This window comes from Variovorax sp. 10N432 (assembly GCF_056394465.1).
In genome coordinates this window covers 23,316-40,292 of the sequence record NZ_JBFTHX010000021.1, presented here as the reverse complement: position 1 = coordinate 40,292, position 16,977 = coordinate 23,316, and the positions used below count along the sequence as shown (strand labels likewise).

17 protein-coding genes are annotated in these 16,977 nt (G+C 69.5%); 8 read left to right on the top strand and 9 right to left on the bottom strand.

What is annotated here, in order from left to right; translation table 11 throughout:
• The first annotated feature begins 10 nt into the window (after positions 1–10).
• Entirely contained in the window at positions 11–589 is a 579-nt protein-coding gene (locus AC1DF3_RS22835; protein ID WP_478140921.1) for a peroxidase-related enzyme, read from the top strand.
• On the opposite strand, the gene AC1DF3_RS22830 is transcribed toward AC1DF3_RS22835, so the two are convergent.
• Entirely contained in the window at positions 540–2,279 is a 1,740-nt protein-coding gene (locus AC1DF3_RS22830; protein WP_478140965.1) for a phosphoethanolamine transferase, read from the bottom strand. The genes AC1DF3_RS22835 and AC1DF3_RS22830 overlap by 50 nt on opposite strands.
• Before the next feature lie 124 nt (positions 2,280–2,403).
• Positions 2,404–3,111: a phosphatase PAP2 family protein gene (locus AC1DF3_RS22825; protein WP_286531404.1), complete on the bottom strand. Its 708-nt coding sequence runs from the start codon at positions 3,109–3,111 to the stop codon at positions 2,404–2,406.
• A gap of 88 nt (positions 3,112–3,199) precedes the next feature.
• Here AC1DF3_RS22825 and AC1DF3_RS22820 point away from each other — a divergent pair, with 88 nt between their 5' ends.
• Both AC1DF3_RS22820 and AC1DF3_RS22815 read left to right on the top strand, forming a co-directional pair.
• Complete coding sequence (locus AC1DF3_RS22820) at positions 3,200–3,877, top strand: response regulator (RefSeq protein WP_286531402.1); 678 nt, start codon at positions 3,200–3,202, stop codon at positions 3,875–3,877.
• Positions 3,874–5,244: a sensor histidine kinase gene (locus AC1DF3_RS22815; RefSeq protein WP_286531400.1), complete on the top strand. Its 1,371-nt coding sequence runs from the start codon at positions 3,874–3,876 to the stop codon at positions 5,242–5,244. The genes AC1DF3_RS22820 and AC1DF3_RS22815 overlap by 4 nt, the downstream gene beginning before the upstream one ends.
• 10 nt (positions 5,245–5,254) lie before the next feature.
• Here AC1DF3_RS22815 and AC1DF3_RS22810 read toward each other — a convergent pair whose 3' ends face one another.
• Both AC1DF3_RS22810 and AC1DF3_RS22805 read right to left on the bottom strand, forming a co-directional pair.
• Entirely contained in the window at positions 5,255–6,085 is an 831-nt protein-coding gene (locus AC1DF3_RS22810; RefSeq protein ID WP_478140920.1) for a DMT family transporter, read from the bottom strand.
• A 77-nt stretch (positions 6,086–6,162) separates the two neighbouring features.
• The gene (locus AC1DF3_RS22805) at positions 6,163–6,945 is read right to left on the bottom strand and encodes an SDR family oxidoreductase (RefSeq protein WP_353506689.1); all 783 of its coding nucleotides are present in this window, start codon (positions 6,943–6,945) and stop codon (positions 6,163–6,165) included.
• Between the two features lie 121 nt (positions 6,946–7,066).
• Between AC1DF3_RS22805 and AC1DF3_RS22800 the strand changes: the two genes are divergently transcribed.
• Positions 7,067–8,761, top strand: a complete 1,695-nt coding sequence (locus tag AC1DF3_RS22800) for an electron transfer flavoprotein-ubiquinone oxidoreductase (protein WP_286531397.1) — start codon at positions 7,067–7,069, stop codon at positions 8,759–8,761.
• A 17-nt stretch (positions 8,762–8,778) separates the two neighbouring features.
• On the opposite strand, the gene AC1DF3_RS22795 is transcribed toward AC1DF3_RS22800, so the two are convergent.
• From AC1DF3_RS22795 to AC1DF3_RS22780, 4 genes are read right to left on the bottom strand one after another with little or no spacing between them, the layout of a single operon-like run.
• Positions 8,779–9,072 carry a type II toxin-antitoxin system RelE/ParE family toxin gene (locus tag AC1DF3_RS22795; protein ID WP_286531395.1) on the bottom strand — a complete coding sequence of 98 codons (294 nt, stop codon included), beginning with the start codon at positions 9,070–9,072 and terminating at the stop codon, positions 8,779–8,781.
• A complete protein-coding gene (locus AC1DF3_RS22790; RefSeq protein ID WP_286531393.1) occupies positions 9,069–9,332 on the bottom strand; it encodes a type II toxin-antitoxin system ParD family antitoxin in 264 nt (87 codons plus the stop codon). The genes AC1DF3_RS22795 and AC1DF3_RS22790 overlap by 4 nt, the downstream gene beginning before the upstream one ends.
• Positions 9,333–9,373: 41 nt before the next feature.
• Positions 9,374–10,147: a serine O-acetyltransferase gene (gene cysE / locus AC1DF3_RS22785; RefSeq protein WP_478140919.1), complete on the bottom strand. Its 774-nt coding sequence runs from the start codon at positions 10,145–10,147 to the stop codon at positions 9,374–9,376.
• A 32-nt stretch (positions 10,148–10,179) separates the two neighbouring features.
• The gene (locus AC1DF3_RS22780) at positions 10,180–10,950 is read right to left on the bottom strand and encodes an RNA methyltransferase (protein WP_286531389.1); all 771 of its coding nucleotides are present in this window, start codon (positions 10,948–10,950) and stop codon (positions 10,180–10,182) included.
• Between the two features lie 105 nt (positions 10,951–11,055).
• On the opposite strand from AC1DF3_RS22780, the gene AC1DF3_RS22775 reads away from it, so the two are divergent.
• Genes AC1DF3_RS22775 through AC1DF3_RS22765 form a run of 3 tightly spaced genes read left to right on the top strand, consistent with a single transcriptional unit; the run spans position 11,056 to position 15,385 of the window.
• Entirely contained in the window at positions 11,056–12,084 is a 1,029-nt protein-coding gene (locus AC1DF3_RS22775; RefSeq protein ID WP_478140918.1) for an inositol monophosphatase family protein, read from the top strand.
• A complete protein-coding gene (locus AC1DF3_RS22770) occupies positions 12,084–14,318 on the top strand; it encodes an FUSC family protein (RefSeq protein WP_478140917.1) in 2,235 nt (744 codons plus the stop codon). Before AC1DF3_RS22775 ends, AC1DF3_RS22770 begins: the two co-directional genes overlap by 1 nt.
• The gene (locus AC1DF3_RS22765; protein WP_301810592.1) at positions 14,315–15,385 is read left to right on the top strand and encodes a mechanosensitive ion channel family protein; all 1,071 of its coding nucleotides are present in this window, start codon (positions 14,315–14,317) and stop codon (positions 15,383–15,385) included. The genes AC1DF3_RS22770 and AC1DF3_RS22765 overlap by 4 nt, the downstream gene beginning before the upstream one ends.
• A gap of 15 nt (positions 15,386–15,400) precedes the next feature.
• On the opposite strand, the gene AC1DF3_RS22760 is transcribed toward AC1DF3_RS22765, so the two are convergent.
• The gene (locus tag AC1DF3_RS22760; protein ID WP_286531381.1) at positions 15,401–15,901 is read right to left on the bottom strand and encodes a MarR family winged helix-turn-helix transcriptional regulator; all 501 of its coding nucleotides are present in this window, start codon (positions 15,899–15,901) and stop codon (positions 15,401–15,403) included.
• Positions 15,902–15,982: 81 nt separating this feature from the next.
• On the opposite strand from AC1DF3_RS22760, the gene AC1DF3_RS22755 reads away from it, so the two are divergent.
• On the top strand, positions 15,983–16,963 hold the full coding sequence (locus AC1DF3_RS22755) for a Bug family tripartite tricarboxylate transporter substrate binding protein (RefSeq protein ID WP_478140916.1): 981 nt from the start codon (positions 15,983–15,985) through the stop codon (positions 16,961–16,963).
• The last annotated feature ends 14 nt before the right edge of the window (positions 16,964–16,977 follow it).

Here is a 16,977-nt window from a genome sequence, read left to right as displayed (position 1 = left end):
GGAGACGCCCATGACCGACCGCTATCCCCTCGCCGAGCTCAAGGACCTGCCCGACGACATCCGCGCCGCGGTGCTCGCAGTCCAGGAGAAGGCCGGCTTCGTGCCCAACGTGTTCCTCGGACTGGCGCGCCGCCCGGCCGAGTGGCGGGCCTTCTTCGCCTACCACGACACCCTCATGCTGAAGGAGGAAGGCTCGCTCACCAAGGGCGATCGCGAGATGATCGTCACCGCCACCAGCGCGGTCAACCAGTGCCTCTATTGCGTGGTGGCCCACGGCGCGCTGCTGCGCATCTACGAGAAGAAGCCGCTGGTGGCCGACCAGGTGGCAGTCAACTGGCGCAAGGCAGACATCACGCCGCGCCAGCGCGCGATGCTCGAGTTCGCGATGAAGGTCTGCGAGCGTTCGCACGAGATCGACGACAGCGATTTCGCGCCGCTCCACGTTCACGGCTTCGACGACGAGGACATCTGGGACATCGCCGCCATCACCGCCTTCTTCGGCCTCTCGAACCGAATGGCAAGCTTCAGCGGGATGCAGCCTAACCCGGAGTTCTTCCTGATGGGCCGGGTCCCACGCGAGAAGAAGTAGCCACCGCATCGCGCCCGCGGCACGACGCCAGCGCATCGAGCGCTGGCAGGTAGGTCGGCGTCTTGACGTCCATCAGGCCGAGCACCGTGTGATAGAGGTTGTCGTGCGTGAGCGGCGTGTCCAGCCCCGCCGACATGCAGCTGGCGGACAGTCGCCGGCGGGCCGTCATGCCTTCGCCGAACCAGGCCACCATCGGTACGTGCTTCTGCACCTCCGGCGCGAAACCGTAGGGCACGCCGTGCAGGAACAGGCCGTACTCGCCGAGCGATTCGCCGTGGTCGCTCAGGTAGAGCAGCGCCGTATCGAACTTCGCCGACTGGCCCTGGAGCCAGTCGATGGTCTTGCCCAGGAAGCGGTCGGTGTAGGCGATCGAGTTGTCGTAGCCGTTCAGCAGCTCGGAGTGGCTGCACTCGGCCAGCGCATTGCTCCGGCATTCGGGCAGGAAGCGCTTGGCATCCGGCGACGAGCGCTTGAAGTACGAGGGGCCATGACTGCCCATCTGGTGCATCACCAGCACCACGCCCTTGGCGCGGCGCTCGGCGGGCAGTGCGGCCAGGCGCTGGTCCAGGCCCTTGAGCATGACGTCGTCCAGGCACTCGTCGCCGTCGCACAACGCGCTCTTGACGCCGGCGTCGAGCGGGTCGAAGGCCGAGGCATGGGGAATGCGATCGCACACGCCCTTGCAGCCGCCGGCCTGGTTGTCGAGCCAGAACACCGCCAGGCCCGAGGCCTGCAAAACGTCCATCAGGTTCTCGTAGTCGTCCTTGCGCCCCTCGAAGGCCTGCTTGCTCAGCGGCGAGAACATGCACGGCACGGAGGCCAGGGTGTTGGTGCCGCAGGAATGAACGTCGCGCCAGCTCAGCACCTTGCGCGCCGCGAGCTCCGGCGTGGTGTCGCGCGCATAGCCGTTGAGGCCGAAGTGGTCGGAGCGCGCGGTCTCGCCCACCACCAGCACGAACAGCGGCGGCCTGGCCTGTCCGGCATAGCTGGCGCCCAAGGCCGCACCGCCGCTCATCGGAATCAGGCGGCGGTTGTGCTTGAAGACCGGTCCGAAAGTCACCGACCCCGCGGAATACAGGCTCGCCAGCGGATTCATCATGTAGCGCAGGTTCGCGTTGTTGCGCATCAGCGGCGCCAGTTGCCGGTTCATGGCCATCGCACCGCCCGCGGCCAGCACCGCCACGGCCAGCAGCAGCACGCCATTGCGCCAGGCCTGCGAGACCAGGCGCTGCGGTGCCAGCCGGAGGCGCCAGAGCGCCCAGCCCGGCAGCGCAGCGACCAGGATCACATTGAGCAGCAGGCGCCAGCTCATCAGGTCGCGCACCTCGTTGGCGTCGGTCTGCATGGCGTTGGCCAGCATGCTCGGGTCCATCACGACGCTGTAGCTCAGCATGTAGTGCTGGACCACCGCCGCCAGCACGACGACGCCGAACCAGACCGGCTTCATCCAGCGCGACCAGGCGGTGAACGACAGCAGCGCCACGGTGCCGCACACCGTGAGCAGCAGCATCGATGCGATCGAGGGCAGGTACACGCTGGGTGCGCCGCCGATGCGCGCGAGCTCGATCCACAGCGGCCAGTTGGCCACCAACGCGAGATAGAGGCTCAGCCAGACGACGACGCGCCGAGCAGTGCGGGGACGTTCCACCCAGGCGTCGAAGGCCTGCCTGCGCGAACGCAGCGCGCCCATGGGCGCGGGAACGAGCGGGTCGTCGACCGCGGTCTCGCTGGGCGGCAGCGCAACGGAAGACGAATTGGAACCAAGCATCGGTGAAGACTACGCAGCCGGACTGAAACCTCCCTGAATCGACCGGTCAGGCTTCGTTCAGCTTCGGCGACGCATCTGGCCGCGTACGCCGGTCGGACAGCACCCGAAAGAGCACATCGATCGCGAAGGCCGCCACCCAGCAGAACCAAGCGGTCCACAAGGTGTGGCTCATGAAGTGGGCGCCCCGCATCTGCTGGGAAAGGCCCAGGGCCAGCCCGGTGACCAGCGTGCAGGCGAACCAGGCCCGCGCGACACCGGGCGAGGCGCGGCGAAATACGAAGTAGCCGCCCAGGTAGGCGAAGGCCGCCGAGGCATGGCCGGCTGGAAAGCAATGGCCCGGGCCACCGTCGCGCACACCAAAGGCCCAGTGCGACACTTGTTGCGCGACGCCGCCGAAGGCCTGGAGATCCCAGGGGCAGCTGGTCTTGCTGGTGAACTTGAGCAGCGAGATGAGGATGACGCTGGCCAGCGCGGTCGCAGCCAGTTGCACCCGCTCGCCCCGGCGCAGGCGTCGAAGCAGGCCCACCGGCCACCGGATGGCGGCAAAAAGCCCGATCACCAGCACCCAGCTGAGCGTCTTGGCGCCCTCGTGCATCACCTTGTTCAGGAACCAGTCGTCGCGCCACGGAAAACCCGTCGGCGTGCCTGCCATCCGGGCCAGCACGAGATCCAGCCCGCTGGCATCCCACAGAAGCAGCAAGCCGAGAGCGAGCAGCGTGAGGACGAACAAGCGGGCGTAGGCAGAGCGAATCATGCGGCGCAAGGCTAGCGCACGGGCATGAACCGAGGCTGAAGGCCGGACCGGCAGGCTCTAGACTCCTCCTTTTTGAAAGGACGCAGCCGTGCGCATATTGCTGGTCGAAGACGACACCGGACTGGCCGACGCTGTCTGCAGTTATCTTCAGGCAAAGGCCTTCGTGGTCGACGTGGCACCTGGCTTGGCGGAAGCACGCGCCGCGCTGACCGCGGTGCAGTACGCGGCGGTGCTGCTCGACCTGCACCTGGGCGACGGCGACGGCCTGTCGCTGCTGCCGACCATCCGCGCCCTGCGAGAGCGGCCGATCGTGATCGTGCTGACCGCCCGCGACCAGGTGACCGACCGCATTCGCGGCCTCGATGCCGGCGCCGACGACTACCTCATCAAGCCCTACGACCCGGCCGAACTGCTGGCCCGGCTGCGGGCGGTCGAGCGCCGGCGCAGCACCAGCAGCGCCCCCGTGCTGCGGCTCGGGACCCTCGAGATCGACCTGGCGCGCGACCTGGTGCGCAAGGACGGCTTTCCGGTCACGCTGACCCAGAAGGAATGGGCCCTGCTGCGCGTCATGGCGACCCGTCCCGACCGCATCCACACGCGCGAGAACCTGGCCGATGCGCTGTACGGCTTCGGCGACGAGGCCGACAGCAACACCCTCGAGGTCTTCATCAGCCGGCTGCGCCGAAAGCTCGGGCGCAACCACATCCAGACCCTGCGCGGCCTGGGCTACCGGCTCTCGTTCGCACCGGAAGAAGAGCAGGAATGAAGCTCGGGCTGATGCAGCAGGTCGGCTTCGAGCCGCTGGGCCGCCGCGATTCGCTCGCCGGCCGGCTGACGCGCACGCTGATCGTCTGGGTCGGCGGGGTCTGGCTGCTGTGCGTGCTCGGGGTGGTCTGGTATGTGGACCGCGAGATCAACCACAACTTCGACAGCGAGCTGATCGAGGTCTCGCACCGGATGTTCGACATGGCGGTGCACGAACTCGACAAGCTGCAGAGCGAGAACCCGGATGCGCGGCCGCCCCTGATCGCACCGCGGCAGCTTTACCCGACAGATGCGGTGATCTACCAGGTGGTCAGCCTGCATGAACAGGTGATGCTGCGTTCGGCCGAGGCGCCGATCAGCGCCTTCGACGTGCCGCTGGCGCCCGGCTTCGCCAACGCCGAACCCTGGCGCATCTACACCGTCCGGCATCCCACGCGCGAGCTGTTCTTCCAGGTCGCCGATCCGCTGGACGAGCGTCGCACCGCGCTCAACCGGACCCTTTTCGGCCTCATCATCCCGCTCGGGGCCGTGCTGCCGCTGCTGGCCCTGGTGCTGCGCAACGTGGCGCGCAACGAACTGCGCGTGCTGCAGCAGCTGGCCGGCGAGATCGAGCAGCGCAGCGGCGCCGACCTGCGCCCGATCCAGATACCCGGACTGCCGAAGGAACTGCGCTCGGTGGCCGACCACGTCAGCCAGCTGCTGGAGCGCCTGTCGCAGGCCCTGGACGTCGAGCGCGCGCTGGCCGCCAATGCCGCGCACGAATTGCGCACCCCGCTGGCCGCCGCCCGCCTCAGGTTGCAGACCGCGCTCGACCACGACCTGAAGCACGACGACGTGCAGGCCGCGCTCGACGCGCTGCAGATGCTCGGCCACCGCACCGAGAAGCTGCTGCAGTTGTCGCGCGCCGAGTCCGGGGCCTCGCTGACGCGGGCGCCGATCGACCTGGTCCAGCTCGCCGGCACGGTGGCCCAGGAGTTCTGGCAGGATCCGCGCGTCAACGAGCGCCTGTCGCTCAGGGTCCCGGACAGCAAGGCGCCCGTGACGCTCGGCGACGTTGACGCGCTCGCGATCGCGCTGCGCAACCTGGTCGAGAACGCCTTGCGCTACGGCCGCGGCCGCGTCGTCGTCGAAGTGCTGGAGCCCTGCACGCTGGCGGTCCGCGACTTCGGACCCGGCGTCAGCGCGGAGCAGCTGCGCACCCTGCAGCATCGCCATGTGCGCCACGGTTCCGACCGCGCCGGCTATGGGCTCGGGCTGTCGATCGTCGGCACCATCGTCGACAAGCTGGGCGCACGGCTCGAGCTGAGCTCGCCGCCGTCGGGGGCACCCTCGGGTTTCGAGGCACGGATCGCCCTGCGCCCGGCTTGAGGCTTTCCGGTCATCGGTGCGCCTTGATCGACGCCGCGATGCCCAGCACGAAGAGCAGCGCGGCCAGCCATTCGGTCGCCAGCGGCCAGCGTCCGTCCCACATGAACGCATAGAGCAGCGCGAACAGGGTCTCGCTCACGATCAGCTGGCCACAGAGGCTGGCGGACAGCCGCTGGCTGGCGACGTTCCACAGCACCGTCGCCAGCCATGACGAGCCGATGCCCCCGGCCAGCGCCAGCAGCAGGAACAAGCCGCCATTGGGCTGCGCGCGCATTGCCTGGTGGCTGGAACCCGCCAGCAGCCACAGCACGGCCGCGCCCAGCCCGGTCGCGATGCCGAGCCAGTTCGCCCAGTCGGCGGCGTGGACCTCGGGGTGCCGTCGCAGCCAGGCGGCATTGAGCAGTCCGAAGGCGGTCCAGCTCGCCATCGCCAGCAAGGCCAGCAGCAGGCCCCAGCCGAATCCGGCGCCGCCCGCGACCTCGACGCCGCTCTGCGGCCATGCCGCCGCGACCATCAGCCCGATGCCGGCGGCGGTCAGCGCCAGGCCCGGCACCAGGGCCCGCAGCGCCAGGCCCGCGGGCCGGCCCAGCAGCATCATCCAGACCGGAATGGTGCCGATGATCAGGCTCGGCACCGCGGTGCCCGCGCCTTCGATCGCAAAGGCGAGCAGCACGTAGTAGCCGGTGAAGCCGAGCACGCTGAGCGCGAGCGCCGCGGCCGCCTGCCGCCCGCTGGGCCAGCGCCGCAGCGCCGGCCGGGTGGCGACGGCCACCCCGGCGACCGCCCCGAAGACCAGGAAGCGCGCGGCCGCGATGTCGACCATGCCGAAGTTGTCCACCATGCGCGGCGCCACGAACACCAGGCCCCAGAGCGCGCCCGCGGCCAGCCCGGCGGCGACGCCGGCGAGCGCACGGGGCGTCAGAGCGCGAACCCGTCGTCGGCCGCGATCACGGCGCCATTGACGAAATGGCTCTGGCTGCTGGCCAGCAGCACGATCAGCCCGTCGAGGTCCTCGGGCTTGCCGACCCGCTTGCGCGGCAGCATGCCGACCAGCTTCTGGCCACCGTCCGTGACCCAGTGCTCCTCGTTGAGCTCGGTGGCGATATAGCCCGGGCACAGCGCATTGACGTTGATGCCGAAGCGGCCCCACTCGAGCGCCATGGCCTTGGTCATCTGCACCAGCGCCGCCTTGCTCATGCAGTAGACGCCGATCTGGGGCAGCACCTTGAGCGCCGCCACCGAGGCGATGTTGATGATGCGCCCGCCGACGTAGGTGCCCGGCGCCGCCCCCTGGGCGCGCGCCAGCATGCGCTTGCCGATCTCCTGGGCGACGAAGAAGGAACCCTTGACGTTGGTGTCGAAGATGAAGTCGTAGTCGTCGACCGACACATCCTGCAATCGCCGGGTGTGGCTGACGCCGGAGTTGTTGACCAGCACGTCGATCGGCCCGACCTCGGTCTCGGCCCGCGCCACCGCCGCCTTGATGCTGCCGAGGTCGGTGACGTCGAGTTCGACCACGTGGGCGTCGCCGCCCTCGCCTTCGATGCGGGCGCGCAGTTCCTTCAAGCGGTCGGTGTTGCGGCTGGCCAGCACCACGGCGGCGCCGGCGCGCGCCAGCGTCTTCGCGAACTGGGCGCCGAGACCGGTCGACGCGCCCGTGACGAAGGCGACGCGGCCGGAAAGATCGATGCTGTAAGCCATGGGAAAAGCTCCTGTGGGAGTCGCCGAGGCGACGCCCCGGAGCGCGGGCGGGTGACGCATAAAATGGCCCGGCCCGCCGCGGTGCCTCGCACCCTCAAACCATTATCGACGAGACCCCCACATGACGAATGACGAAATCCTCGCCCAGTTCGGACCCCGCGAATCCATGGAATACGACGTGGTCGTGGTCGGCGCCGGTCCCGGCGGCCTGGCCACAGCGATCCGCCTGAAGCAGCTGGCCGCCTCGCACGGCAAGGACATCTCCGTGGTGGTGCTCGAGAAGGGCTCCGAGCCCGGCGCGCACATCCTTTCGGGCGCGATCATGGATCCGCGCGCGCTCTACGAGCTGCTGCCCGACTGGGAAGAGCTCGGCGCGCCCCTGAACCAGCCGGTCACGCGCGACACCTTCCTCATGATGACCGAGACCGGTGCCACCCGGACGCCCAACTTCATGCTGCCGAAGAACTTCCACAACGAAGGCAACTACATCGTGAGCCTGGGCAACGTGGTGCGCTGGCTGGCGCAGCAGGCCGAGGCGGCTGGTGTCGAGATCTTCGCCGGTTTCCCGGCGGCCGAGGTGCTCTACACCGACGACGGCAAGGTGCGCGGCGTCGCCACCGGCAACCTCGGCATCGGCAAGGACGGCGAGCCGACCGAGAACTTCCAGCTCGGCATGGAGCTGCACGCCAAATACACCATCTTCGCCGAGGGGGCGCGCGGCCATCTGGGCCGCCAGCTGATCGCCAGGTACAAGCTCGACGACGGCAAGGACCCGCAGAGCTACGGCATCGGCATCAAGGAGCTGTGGGAGATCGACCCGGCGCGCCACGAGCCCGGTCTGGCGGTCCACACGGCCGGCTGGCCGCTGCCCTCGGACACCTATGGCGGTTCCTTCCTGTACCACGCCGAGAACAACCAGCTGATCATCGGCTACGTGGTCGGGCTCGACTACCAGAACCCGTACATGAGCCCGTTCGAGGAGTTCCAGCGCTTCAAGACCCATCCCAACATCCGCTGGTACTTCGAAGGCCAGGACAAGGGCCTGAAGGCCCCCAAGCGGCTGAGCTACGGCGCCCGGGCGATCACCGCGGGCGGCCTGCTGTCGCTGCCCAAGACCGTGTTCCCGGGCGGCGCGCTGGTCGGCTGCGAGGCCGGCTACCTCAACGCCAGCCGCATCAAGGGCAGCCACGCCGCGATCAAGACCGGCATGCTGGCCGCCGAGGCCGCCTACGAGGCCGTGATGGCCGGCCGCCAGCACGACGAGCTTTCGGCCTACCCGGCCGCCTTCGAGAAGAGCTGGCTGCGCACCGAGCTCAACAAGGCGCGCAACTTCAAGCAGTGGTTCAAGAAGGGCCTGGCGGTCGGCACGGTGATGACCGGCATCGAGCAGCTGGTGCTGCGCGGCCACATTCCGTGGACCATCCACCGCCACCAGCCCGACAACGAGCGGCTCAAGCCGGCCGCCCAGTCCAAGAAGATCGCCTACCCGAAGCCCGACGGCAAGCTCACCTTCGACCGGCTCTCCTCGGTGTTCATCAGCAACACCAACCACGAAGAGAACCAGCCCGCGCACCTGACGCTGAAGAACGCCGCGGTGCCGACCACCATCAACCTGCCCGAGTACGCCGGCCCCGAAAGCCGCTACTGCCCGGCCGGCGTGTACGAGTTCGTGCCGGATGCCGAGGGCAAGGAAAAACTGCAGATCAACGCCCAGAACTGCGTCCACTGCAAGACCTGCGACATCAAGGACCCGACCCAGAACATCGTCTGGGTCACGCCGGAAGGCGGCGGCGGGCCCAACTACGTGGGGATGTAACGCGGGAGGGCGTCTCGCTATTCGCGGAACTGGGCCTGGATGTCCCGTGCGCCGTGCAGGATCCGCACGATCAGCAGAAAGTCATCCTGCGATTGAAAGAAGATCACGTAGCGACCATGCGCGCAGGAGCGCAGCCCTTCGGCAAGCTCCTGCCTTGGCCGATACGCCTGCGGACTGGATGCAATCTTCTGGCAGTGGTCGCGCAGCTCCGCGACGAAGCTCAAGGCTCGGCGAGGGTCGTCCAGCGCAATATAGTCGCCGATGGCTTCGAGATCCGCCTGCGCGAGCCGCGTGAAGGCGACACGCGTCACGCCTTGCCGCTGGCGCGGGCCTTGTACTTGGTCTCGAGCCGAGTGAACACCTTCTCGGCGTCCTCGCCCACGCCGCCGTCCAGACCTGCCCTGATGGCGCTTCTGAGTTCGGCCAGCTTCAAGTCATTGAGCCGCTCCTGATCCTCGAGCAACCGCAAGCCTGCACGCACGACTTCGCTGACATTGTTGTAGCGGCCGGCTTCGACCTGCTCGCGAATGAACGACTCGAAATGGGGGCTTAGGGCAACACTGGTCGGCATAAGATCTCACATAACAGTTACTAACTATTATGGGAGATTCTTCATTTCCCCACCAACTGCGTCAGCCGCTCGGCCTCGAAGCACTCGTCCCGGGCCGCGTCGCCCGGCACGCAGTCCTTCTTGCCGGGCTGCTTCGACAGCGCCTCGATGGCCTGCCAGAGCAGCGCGATCTGGTGCTCCTGGCCGGCGGCGTTGTCGATCAGGCCGCGCATCGCGAGCGACAGCGGGTCATCCTCCAGCGTGATGCCGTAGGCCGAGAACTTGCCCTCCGTGCCCGTGACATCGGCGCTGGTGTCCGACTTCGACGGGATGATGCGCGCCGGGATGCCCACCGCCGTGGCGCCCGCGGGCACCGGCTTGATGACCACCGCGTTGCTGCCGATCTTGGCGCCGTCGCCCACCACGAAGCCGCCTAGCACCTTGGCGCCGGCGCTGACCACGACGTTCTTGCCCAGGGTCGGATGCCGCTTGGTGCCCTTGTAGAGCGAGGTGCCGCCCAGGGTCACGCCCTGGTAGATGGTGCAGCCGTCGCCGATCTCGGCGGTCTCGCCGACCACCACGCCCATCGCATGGTCGAAGAAGACCCGGTCGCCGACGACCGCGCCGGGATGGATCTCGATCCCCGTCAGCCAGCGCGACATCTGCGAGACGAAGCGGCCGATCCACTTGAGCCCATGGCCCCAGCACCAGTGCGCCAGCCGATGCAGCGCCACCGCATGCAGGCCCGGGTAGAGGGTCAGCACCTCCCAGCGCGTGCGGGCCGCCGGGTCACGGTCGAGGATGCACTGGATGTCGGAGCGCAGGCGCGAAAACATGCTTTGTCGTTATATCGATAGGGGCTGAAAGTCTAAGCCGCCGGGTCTTCGCGCACGGCGGATGGGGTTTTCGGGGTGCCCGGGCGCCCCTGGGCCGCTTCGGTCATGGCCTTGGCGATGCCGCGCAGGATGTGGATTTCTTCCGGCGTCGGCCGGGCCCGGTTGAAGAGCTGCTGCAGCCGCGGCATCAGCTTCTTGGGCGCCTCGGGGTCGAGGAAGCCGATGTCGACCAGCGACCGCTCCCAGTGGTCGAGCATGCCGGCCACCGCCCGGGCGTCGGCCGCGGTCGGCGCCGGGGTGGCGTCGCGCACCCCGTAGCCGCCCAGCGCCAGCCGCCACTCGTAGGCGATCACCTGGATCGCGGCGCCCAGGTTCAGCGAGCCGAATTTCGGGTCGGTGGGAATGCTGAGCGCGACGTTGCAGCGGTAGACGTCCTCGTTGCGCATGCCGAAACGCTCCGAGCCGAACAGGAAGGCCACGTGCTGCGCCTCGCCGCCGGCCAGCGGCTCCAGGTGCTCGCGCGGCGTCCGGGTGGGCGGGCCGAAGTCGCGCGGGATCATCGCGGTGGCGCACAGGTGGGTGACGCCGTCGAGCGCCTCGTCCAGCGTCTCGACGATGCGGGCGTTGTCGAGCACGTCGAGCGCCCCGCTGGCGCGCTGGATGGTCTCCTCGCGCCGCAGCACGTTGGCCCAGCGCGGCGCCACCAGCACCAGGTCGTCGAAGCCCATGGTCTTCATGGCGCGGGCGGCGGCGCCGACATTTCCGGCATGGCTGGTCTGGATCAGGATGAAGCGGGTGCGCATGGCTGCGGGTAAAATCCCATGATTCTCGCCGCCCGCATCGCCGGGCCGCTTTTCAGGGGGCCCCCGCATCAACCGATCGCCCCTTTTCCGTTCTTCACACAATTCATGTCGTCCCCCAACCTGCACCCCATGCTCAACGTGGCCGTCAAGGCCGCCCGCGCCGCCGGCGCCATCATCAATCGCGCCGCGCTCGACGTCGAAGCGGTGCGCATTTCGCAGAAGCAGGTGAACGACTTCGTCACCGAAGTCGATCATGCGAGCGAGCGAGCGATCATCGAGACGCTGCTCACCGCCTACCCGGGGCACGGCATCCTGGCCGAGGAATCGGGCACCGAGCACGGCGCCAAGGATTCCGACTACGTCTGGATCATCGATCCGCTCGACGGCACCACCAACTTCATCCACGGCTTTCCGGTCTACTGCGTGTCGATCGCGCTGTCGGTGCGCGGCAAGATCGAGCAGGCGGTCATCTACGACCCGAGCCGCAACGACCTGTTCACCGCCACCAAGGGCCGCGGCGCCTTCATGAACGAGCGCCGGATCCGCGTCAGCAAGCGCACCCGCCTCAACGAATGCCTGGTCTCGACCGGCTTCCCGTTCCGAACCGGCGACAACTTCAAGCAGTACCTGGCCATCATGGCCGACCTGATGCCCCGCATGGCCGGCCTGCGCCGCCCGGGCGCCGCGGCGCTCGACCTGGCCTATGTCGCGGCCGGCTTCACCGACGGTTTCTTCGAGACCGGCCTCAACATCTGGGACGTGGCGGCCGGCTCGCTGCTGGTCACCGAGGCCGGCGGCCTGATCGGCAATTTCACCGGCGAGCCCGAGTTCCTCGACCAGCGCGAATGCCTGGCCGGCGCCCCGCGCATCTACGGGCAGCTGGTGCCGCTGCTGGCCAAGTACTCCAAGTTCGCAGGCCTCGACGACAAACTGCGCGCCAGCGACCGGATGCGCGCGGTCGATCCTTCGGCCCAGGGCGGCGACACCTACGCCCGCAGCACCATCGACGCCACGCCGGCCGCGGCGCCCGAGACCGAGCCGGCCGCCGACGCGGCGCCGGCACCGCGCAAGCTCACGCGCATCCGCCGCGAAGTCCCCGTGGCGCCCGCCGAGGGCGACGCCGCCGCGAAGTGATGGAGGCGCCCCGCGCGGCCGCCGTCCGCAGCCGTGCCGCCCTGCGCGTGGCGCTGGGCCACTACATCGCCAACGGCATCTCGGTGGCCTTCGGGCTGCTGCTGATCTCCGGCGGCGTCCACCTGGTGCTCGGAACCCTCGCGGCGTCGGCCGCCTCGGTCGGGGTCATCGTGACCGCACCGCCCGATCTGCCCGCCCCCCGCCGCGGCAAGCTGCTGCAGATGCTGCCGGCGCCGCTGATCGGGCTGCCGCTGTTCTTCCTGGTGCAGCTGCTGCACGCCAAGCCGCTCGAACTCGGCCTGCTGCTGGTTCCGGCCACCTTCCTGGCCTTCGTGGCGATGGCCTGGGGCAAGCGGGGCATCCCGATCGCGATCGCCGTGATGTTCTCGATGATCTTCTCGATGGCGACGCCGAAGCCCGACGACATGGCCGAGGCGGTGCAGCGCACGCTGTATTTCGGCCTCGGCGCCGGGCTCTACGTGATCTACGCGGTGCTCGCCAACCTGGCGCTCAACGCCCGCTACCGGGTGCAGGTGATGGCCGACCTGCTCCTCTCGCTGGCCGCCCTGATGCGGACCGAGGCGCGCCAGTTCACGCCCCGCGACGACTCCGGCGACATCCGCGAGGTGCCGGCCTCGCTGCTCGGTCAGCTGCTGCGCGAACAGGCCGCGCTGGCCGACCTGCTTCAGGCAGCGCGCGACATCGTTCTCGAATCGCCGCGCACGCCCTACCGGCAGCGCCTCGCCGGCATGCTGATGACGGTGCTCGAACTGCGCGACCTGCTGCTGGCCAGCGAGCTCGACCTCGACGCCCTCAAGACCCATCCCGGCCATGCGGCGGCGCTGGTCGAGATGCGCCGCATCCTGGAGGCCCTGGCCGCCGACACCGCGGCGCTGGCCGACGCCCTGCTGCTCGGGCGCCCGCCGGCCACGGTGCCCGACCGCCGGCGCGAGCTGACGGCGATCCATCTCGACGAGGACCCGGCGCGCTCGCGCAGCTACACCGGCCCGACGCCGGCGATGCTGGCGCGCGGGCTGGCCAGCCGCATCGGCCACATCAACGACGAGGTGCTGCGCCTGTCGGCGCTGGCGCGCGGCGAGCGCGAGCCCGACCTGGCGGTGGTGCGGGCCAGCTGGCAGATGTTCGTGAGCCCGACCGAATGGTCGCTGCGGCCCTTTCTCGCGCTCTGGCGCTGGGACGCGCCGCCGCTGCGCCATGCAATTCGCGCCGCATTGGCGATCGCGGCCGGCTACGGCATCGCGCTGGCCCTGCCCTGGGGCTCGCACGACTACTGGATCCTGCTGACCATCGTGGTGGTGCTGCGCGGCAGCCTCTCGCAGACCCTGGAGCGGCGCAACAGCCGCGTGGCCGGCACGCTGCTGGGCTGCGTCTTCGCGGTGGCGCTGCTGTCGGCCCATCCGTCGCCGCTGACGCTGCTGGCCGCCATGACGCTGGCGCAGGCGATCGCCCACGGCTTCGCGGTGCGGCGCTACCTGATCACCGCGGTGGCGGCCACCGTGCTGGGCCTGGTCCAGGCCCACATGCTGAACACCGGCATGAGCACCACCTTCGCGCTGTTCGAGCGCGTCGCCGACACCCTGATCGGCGCTGCGCTGGCCTGGGCCTTCTGCTACGTGCTGCCGTCCTGGGAGCGCGGGCAGATCCCGGCCCTGGTGGCGCGGGTGCTCGGCGCCCAGGCGCGGCACGCGCGGCTGGCGCTGGGGCTGGGCCAGCTGCGCTCGGTCGGCGTCAGCCCCGAGCTCGAATGGCGGCTGGCCCGGCGCGAGGCCTACGACAGCCTGTCGGCCCTGGTGCAGGCCACGCAGCGCTCGCTCTCGGAACCGCGCGCGGTGCGGCCCCCGCTGGAGCCGCTCGAGCACCTGCAGGCCCACAGCTACCAGCTGCTGGCCCAGCTGAGCGCGGTCAAGTCGATGCTGGTGCTGCGGCGCGACCGGCTGACGCCGGCCGAGATCGAAGGCCCGCTGGCCCGCACGGCCCAGCGCATCGAGGCCAGCATCGGCGCCGCACCCACCAGCGGCCCGGTGATGCCCGAGGGCGCGCCCGCCACCACGCTGGCCGGCCCGATCCCCCTGCCCGACCCCTTCGACAACGACGTCACGCCATGGCTGCTGCGCCGGCTCGATCTGGCAACCGGCATCGCCGCCCAGCTGCGCGACGACGCGGCGCGCATCCTGCAACCCGCCGCCGAGGACAGCCCCCAGACCGCCTCATGATGACGACCTTGCTCGCCTATCCGTGGTCCGCCCCGCTGCTCGCGGCCTTGCTGGCGGTACCGCTGGCGCTGCTGGGCCACCGCCTCGCCGGCCTGGTGCTCGAACGCCTCACCCGCTCGGTGCCGACGCTTCACGCGACCCTGCTGGCGATCAAGCGGCCGGCGCTCTTCGTGCTCCCGCTGGTGGCGCTGCAGCTGGTCTGGCAGGCCGCGCCCGACGACCTGCGCTTCGTCGGCAACGTGCGCCACCTCAACGGCCTGGCGCTGATCGGGGCGGCGACCTGGCTCGCCGTGCGGGCGGTCAGCGGCTTCGCCGAGGGCATGGTCAGGCAGCATCCGTCGGACGTGCGCGACAACCTGCAGGCACGCCGCATCCTGACCCAGGCGCGGGTGCTGGCGCGCACCGCCAACACGGTGCTGGTGGTGGCCGGGGCGGCGTTGATGATGATGACCTTTCCGGGCGCGCGCCAGGTCGGCGCCAGCCTGCTGGCCTCGGCCGGCGTGATCGGCATCGTGGCCGGCCTGGCCGCCAAGCCGGTGTTCAGCAACCTCATCGCCGGCCTGCAGATCGCGCTGGCGCAGCCGATCCGCATCGACGACGTGCTGGTGGTCGAGGGCGAATGGGGGCGGGTCGAGGAGATCACCGGGACTTTCGTCGTGCTGCGCATCTGGGACGACCGCCGGCTGATCCTGCCGCTCACCTACTTCATCGAGAAGCCGTTCCAGAACTGGACCCGGCACGACTCCCAGCTGCTCGGCTCGGTCTTCGTCTACGCCGACTACGGCATGCCGCTGGCGCCGCTGCGCGCCGAGGTCGAGCGCATCGTCAAGGCGGCGCCCGAATGGGACGGCCGCTTCTTTAACCTGCGCGTGACCGACGCCACCGAACGCACGATGCAGATCCGCGTGCTGTGCACCGCGGCCTCGTCGGCGCTGGCCTTCGACCTGCGCTGCACGGTGCGCGAGGGACTGATCGCCTTCATGCAGCGCGAGTACCCGCAGTTCCTGCCGCGGATGCGGATCGAGGGCGACGACGCCCGCCCGGCGGTGCCGGCGGCGCAGCCCTGAGGCGCGGCATCCGGCTCAGCCGCTGCCGGCGCCCCGCCGCGATCGGTCGGCTTTCGGCAGCACCGCCTCGCCGGCCATGCGTTCGGCTTGCGCCTGCAAGCGCCGGAGCGCATCGTCCAGGCGGGTGGCGGTTTCCTCGTCCAGTGTCCCCAGCAGGTCGGCGTTGATCCGCGACACCAGCGGAAACAGCTCGTCGTACAAGGCCTGCCCGCTCGCCGTGAGGCCGAGCAGTACCTGCCTTCGATCGCCCGCCGGGTGCGTGCGCGACAGCAGCCCCTTGGCGACCAGCGAGCCCACCGCCTTCGAGGTCCGGGCCCGATCGAGCTGGGCATGCCCGGCCAGCTGCGAAGAGCTCAGCTCGCCGCGGCTGGCCAGCGTGGCGATCAGCCGCCACTCGCGCCGCGTGATGCCGAAGCGCCCTTCGCACAGGCGGATGACCATGCTGCCGCCGACCGCGATCAGGCGCGACAGGCGGTACAGCAGCAGGTCGTCCAGGGGTCGGCGTGGCGCGCTCATCTAGTGGTAAATCCTTGGAATGGTTGATTAGAACAATCGAATGGCACGACTCTAAAGTCGATCCAAAGGAGACACGCACCCATGCACCACGCATTCGACCGCCGCCGCGCACTCGCGGCCCTGGGCGGCCTGGCACTGGCGCCCCTCGCTCGCGCCCAGGCATTCACCCCCGGCCAACCGATCAAGGTCCTGATCGGCGTGCCGGCCGGCGGCACGCAAGACGTGCTGACCCGCGCCATCGCCCACGAGGTGCGCGATTCGCTCGGTCCGCTGATCATCGACAACCGCTCCGGCGCCGCCGGCCGCATCGCGGCCGAGGCGGTGAAGAACGCCGCGCCCGACGGCCGAACGCTGCTGCTCGGCACCGCCAGCATGATGGCGATGTTCCCGAGCGCCTACCGCAGCCTCTCGTACGACCCGATCAAGGACTTCATCCCGATCGTCAATGCGGCCCGCTTCGAGCTCGCGCTGGTGGTGAGCAAGGACGTGCCGGCCAGCACGCTGGCCGAGTTCATCACCTGGGCCAGGGCGCAGGGCGACAAGCTCAGCTTCGGCTCGTACGGCGCGGGCACGCCCTCGCACTTCCTCGGCGAGATGCTCAATCGCTCGGCGGGACTGAAGATGGTCCACGTGCCGTATCGAGGCTCCACGCCAGCGCGGCAGGACGTGATGGGGGGCCAGATCCCGGTGTATTTCGACACCGTCGGCGGCGCGCTGCAGATGCAGCCCGGCGGCCGCGTGAAGGTGCTGGCGACCAGCGGCGACAAGCGCTCGCCGCTGATGCCCGACCTGCCGACCTTCACCGAGGCCGGCCTCAAGGACGTGGTTGCGACCGCCTGGTTCGCCTACTACGCGCCGCTCAAGACGCCGCAGCCGATCGTCGACAAGCTGCGCGCCGAGTTCACCCGCGCGGTCAATTCGCGCGAGGTGCGGCAGCAGCTGCTGCAGAACGGCATGTACCCGGTGGGCGATGGCCCCGAGGCCTTGTTGAAGACAATGCGCGAGGACACCGCCCGCTGGGGCGGAATCATGAAGGCCGTGAACTTCCAGGCCAACGACTGACCCTGACCTTGCCT

What these genes read in the sequence shown, in the direction of transcription:
- cysE (WP_478140919.1), bottom strand. Translation starts at nt 10,147, where the DNA reads ATGTTTTCGCGCCTGCGCTCCGACATCCAGTGCATCCTCGACCGTGAC.
- AC1DF3_RS22790 (WP_286531393.1), bottom strand. Translation starts at nt 9,332, where the DNA reads ATGCCGACCAGTGTTGCCCTAAGCCCCCATTTCGAGTCGTTCATTCGC.
- AC1DF3_RS22830 (WP_478140965.1), bottom strand. Translation starts at nt 2,279, where the DNA reads ATGGGCGCGCTGCGTTCGCGCAGGCAGGCCTTCGACGCCTGGGTGGAA.
- AC1DF3_RS22805 (WP_353506689.1), bottom strand. Translation starts at nt 6,945, where the DNA reads ATGGCTTACAGCATCGATCTTTCCGGCCGCGTCGCCTTCGTCACGGGC.
- AC1DF3_RS22770 (WP_478140917.1), top strand. Translation starts at nt 12,084, where the DNA reads ATGGAGGCGCCCCGCGCGGCCGCCGTCCGCAGCCGTGCCGCCCTGCGC.
- AC1DF3_RS22760 (WP_286531381.1), bottom strand. Translation starts at nt 15,901, where the DNA reads ATGAGCGCGCCACGCCGACCCCTGGACGACCTGCTGCTGTACCGCCTG.
- AC1DF3_RS22780 (WP_286531389.1), bottom strand. Translation starts at nt 10,950, where the DNA reads ATGCGCACCCGCTTCATCCTGATCCAGACCAGCCATGCCGGAAATGTC.
- AC1DF3_RS22810 (WP_478140920.1), bottom strand. Translation starts at nt 6,085, where the DNA reads ATGGTGGACAACTTCGGCATGGTCGACATCGCGGCCGCGCGCTTCCTG.
- AC1DF3_RS22800 (WP_286531397.1), top strand. Translation starts at nt 7,067, where the DNA reads ATGACGAATGACGAAATCCTCGCCCAGTTCGGACCCCGCGAATCCATG.
- AC1DF3_RS22755 (WP_478140916.1), top strand. Translation starts at nt 15,983, where the DNA reads ATGCACCACGCATTCGACCGCCGCCGCGCACTCGCGGCCCTGGGCGGC.
- AC1DF3_RS22775 (WP_478140918.1), top strand. Translation starts at nt 11,056, where the DNA reads ATGTCGTCCCCCAACCTGCACCCCATGCTCAACGTGGCCGTCAAGGCC.
- AC1DF3_RS22825 (WP_286531404.1), bottom strand. Translation starts at nt 3,111, where the DNA reads ATGATTCGCTCTGCCTACGCCCGCTTGTTCGTCCTCACGCTGCTCGCT.
- AC1DF3_RS22815 (WP_286531400.1), top strand. Translation starts at nt 3,874, where the DNA reads ATGAAGCTCGGGCTGATGCAGCAGGTCGGCTTCGAGCCGCTGGGCCGC.
- AC1DF3_RS22835 (WP_478140921.1), top strand. Translation starts at nt 11, where the DNA reads ATGACCGACCGCTATCCCCTCGCCGAGCTCAAGGACCTGCCCGACGAC.
- AC1DF3_RS22765 (WP_301810592.1), top strand. Translation starts at nt 14,315, where the DNA reads ATGATGACGACCTTGCTCGCCTATCCGTGGTCCGCCCCGCTGCTCGCG.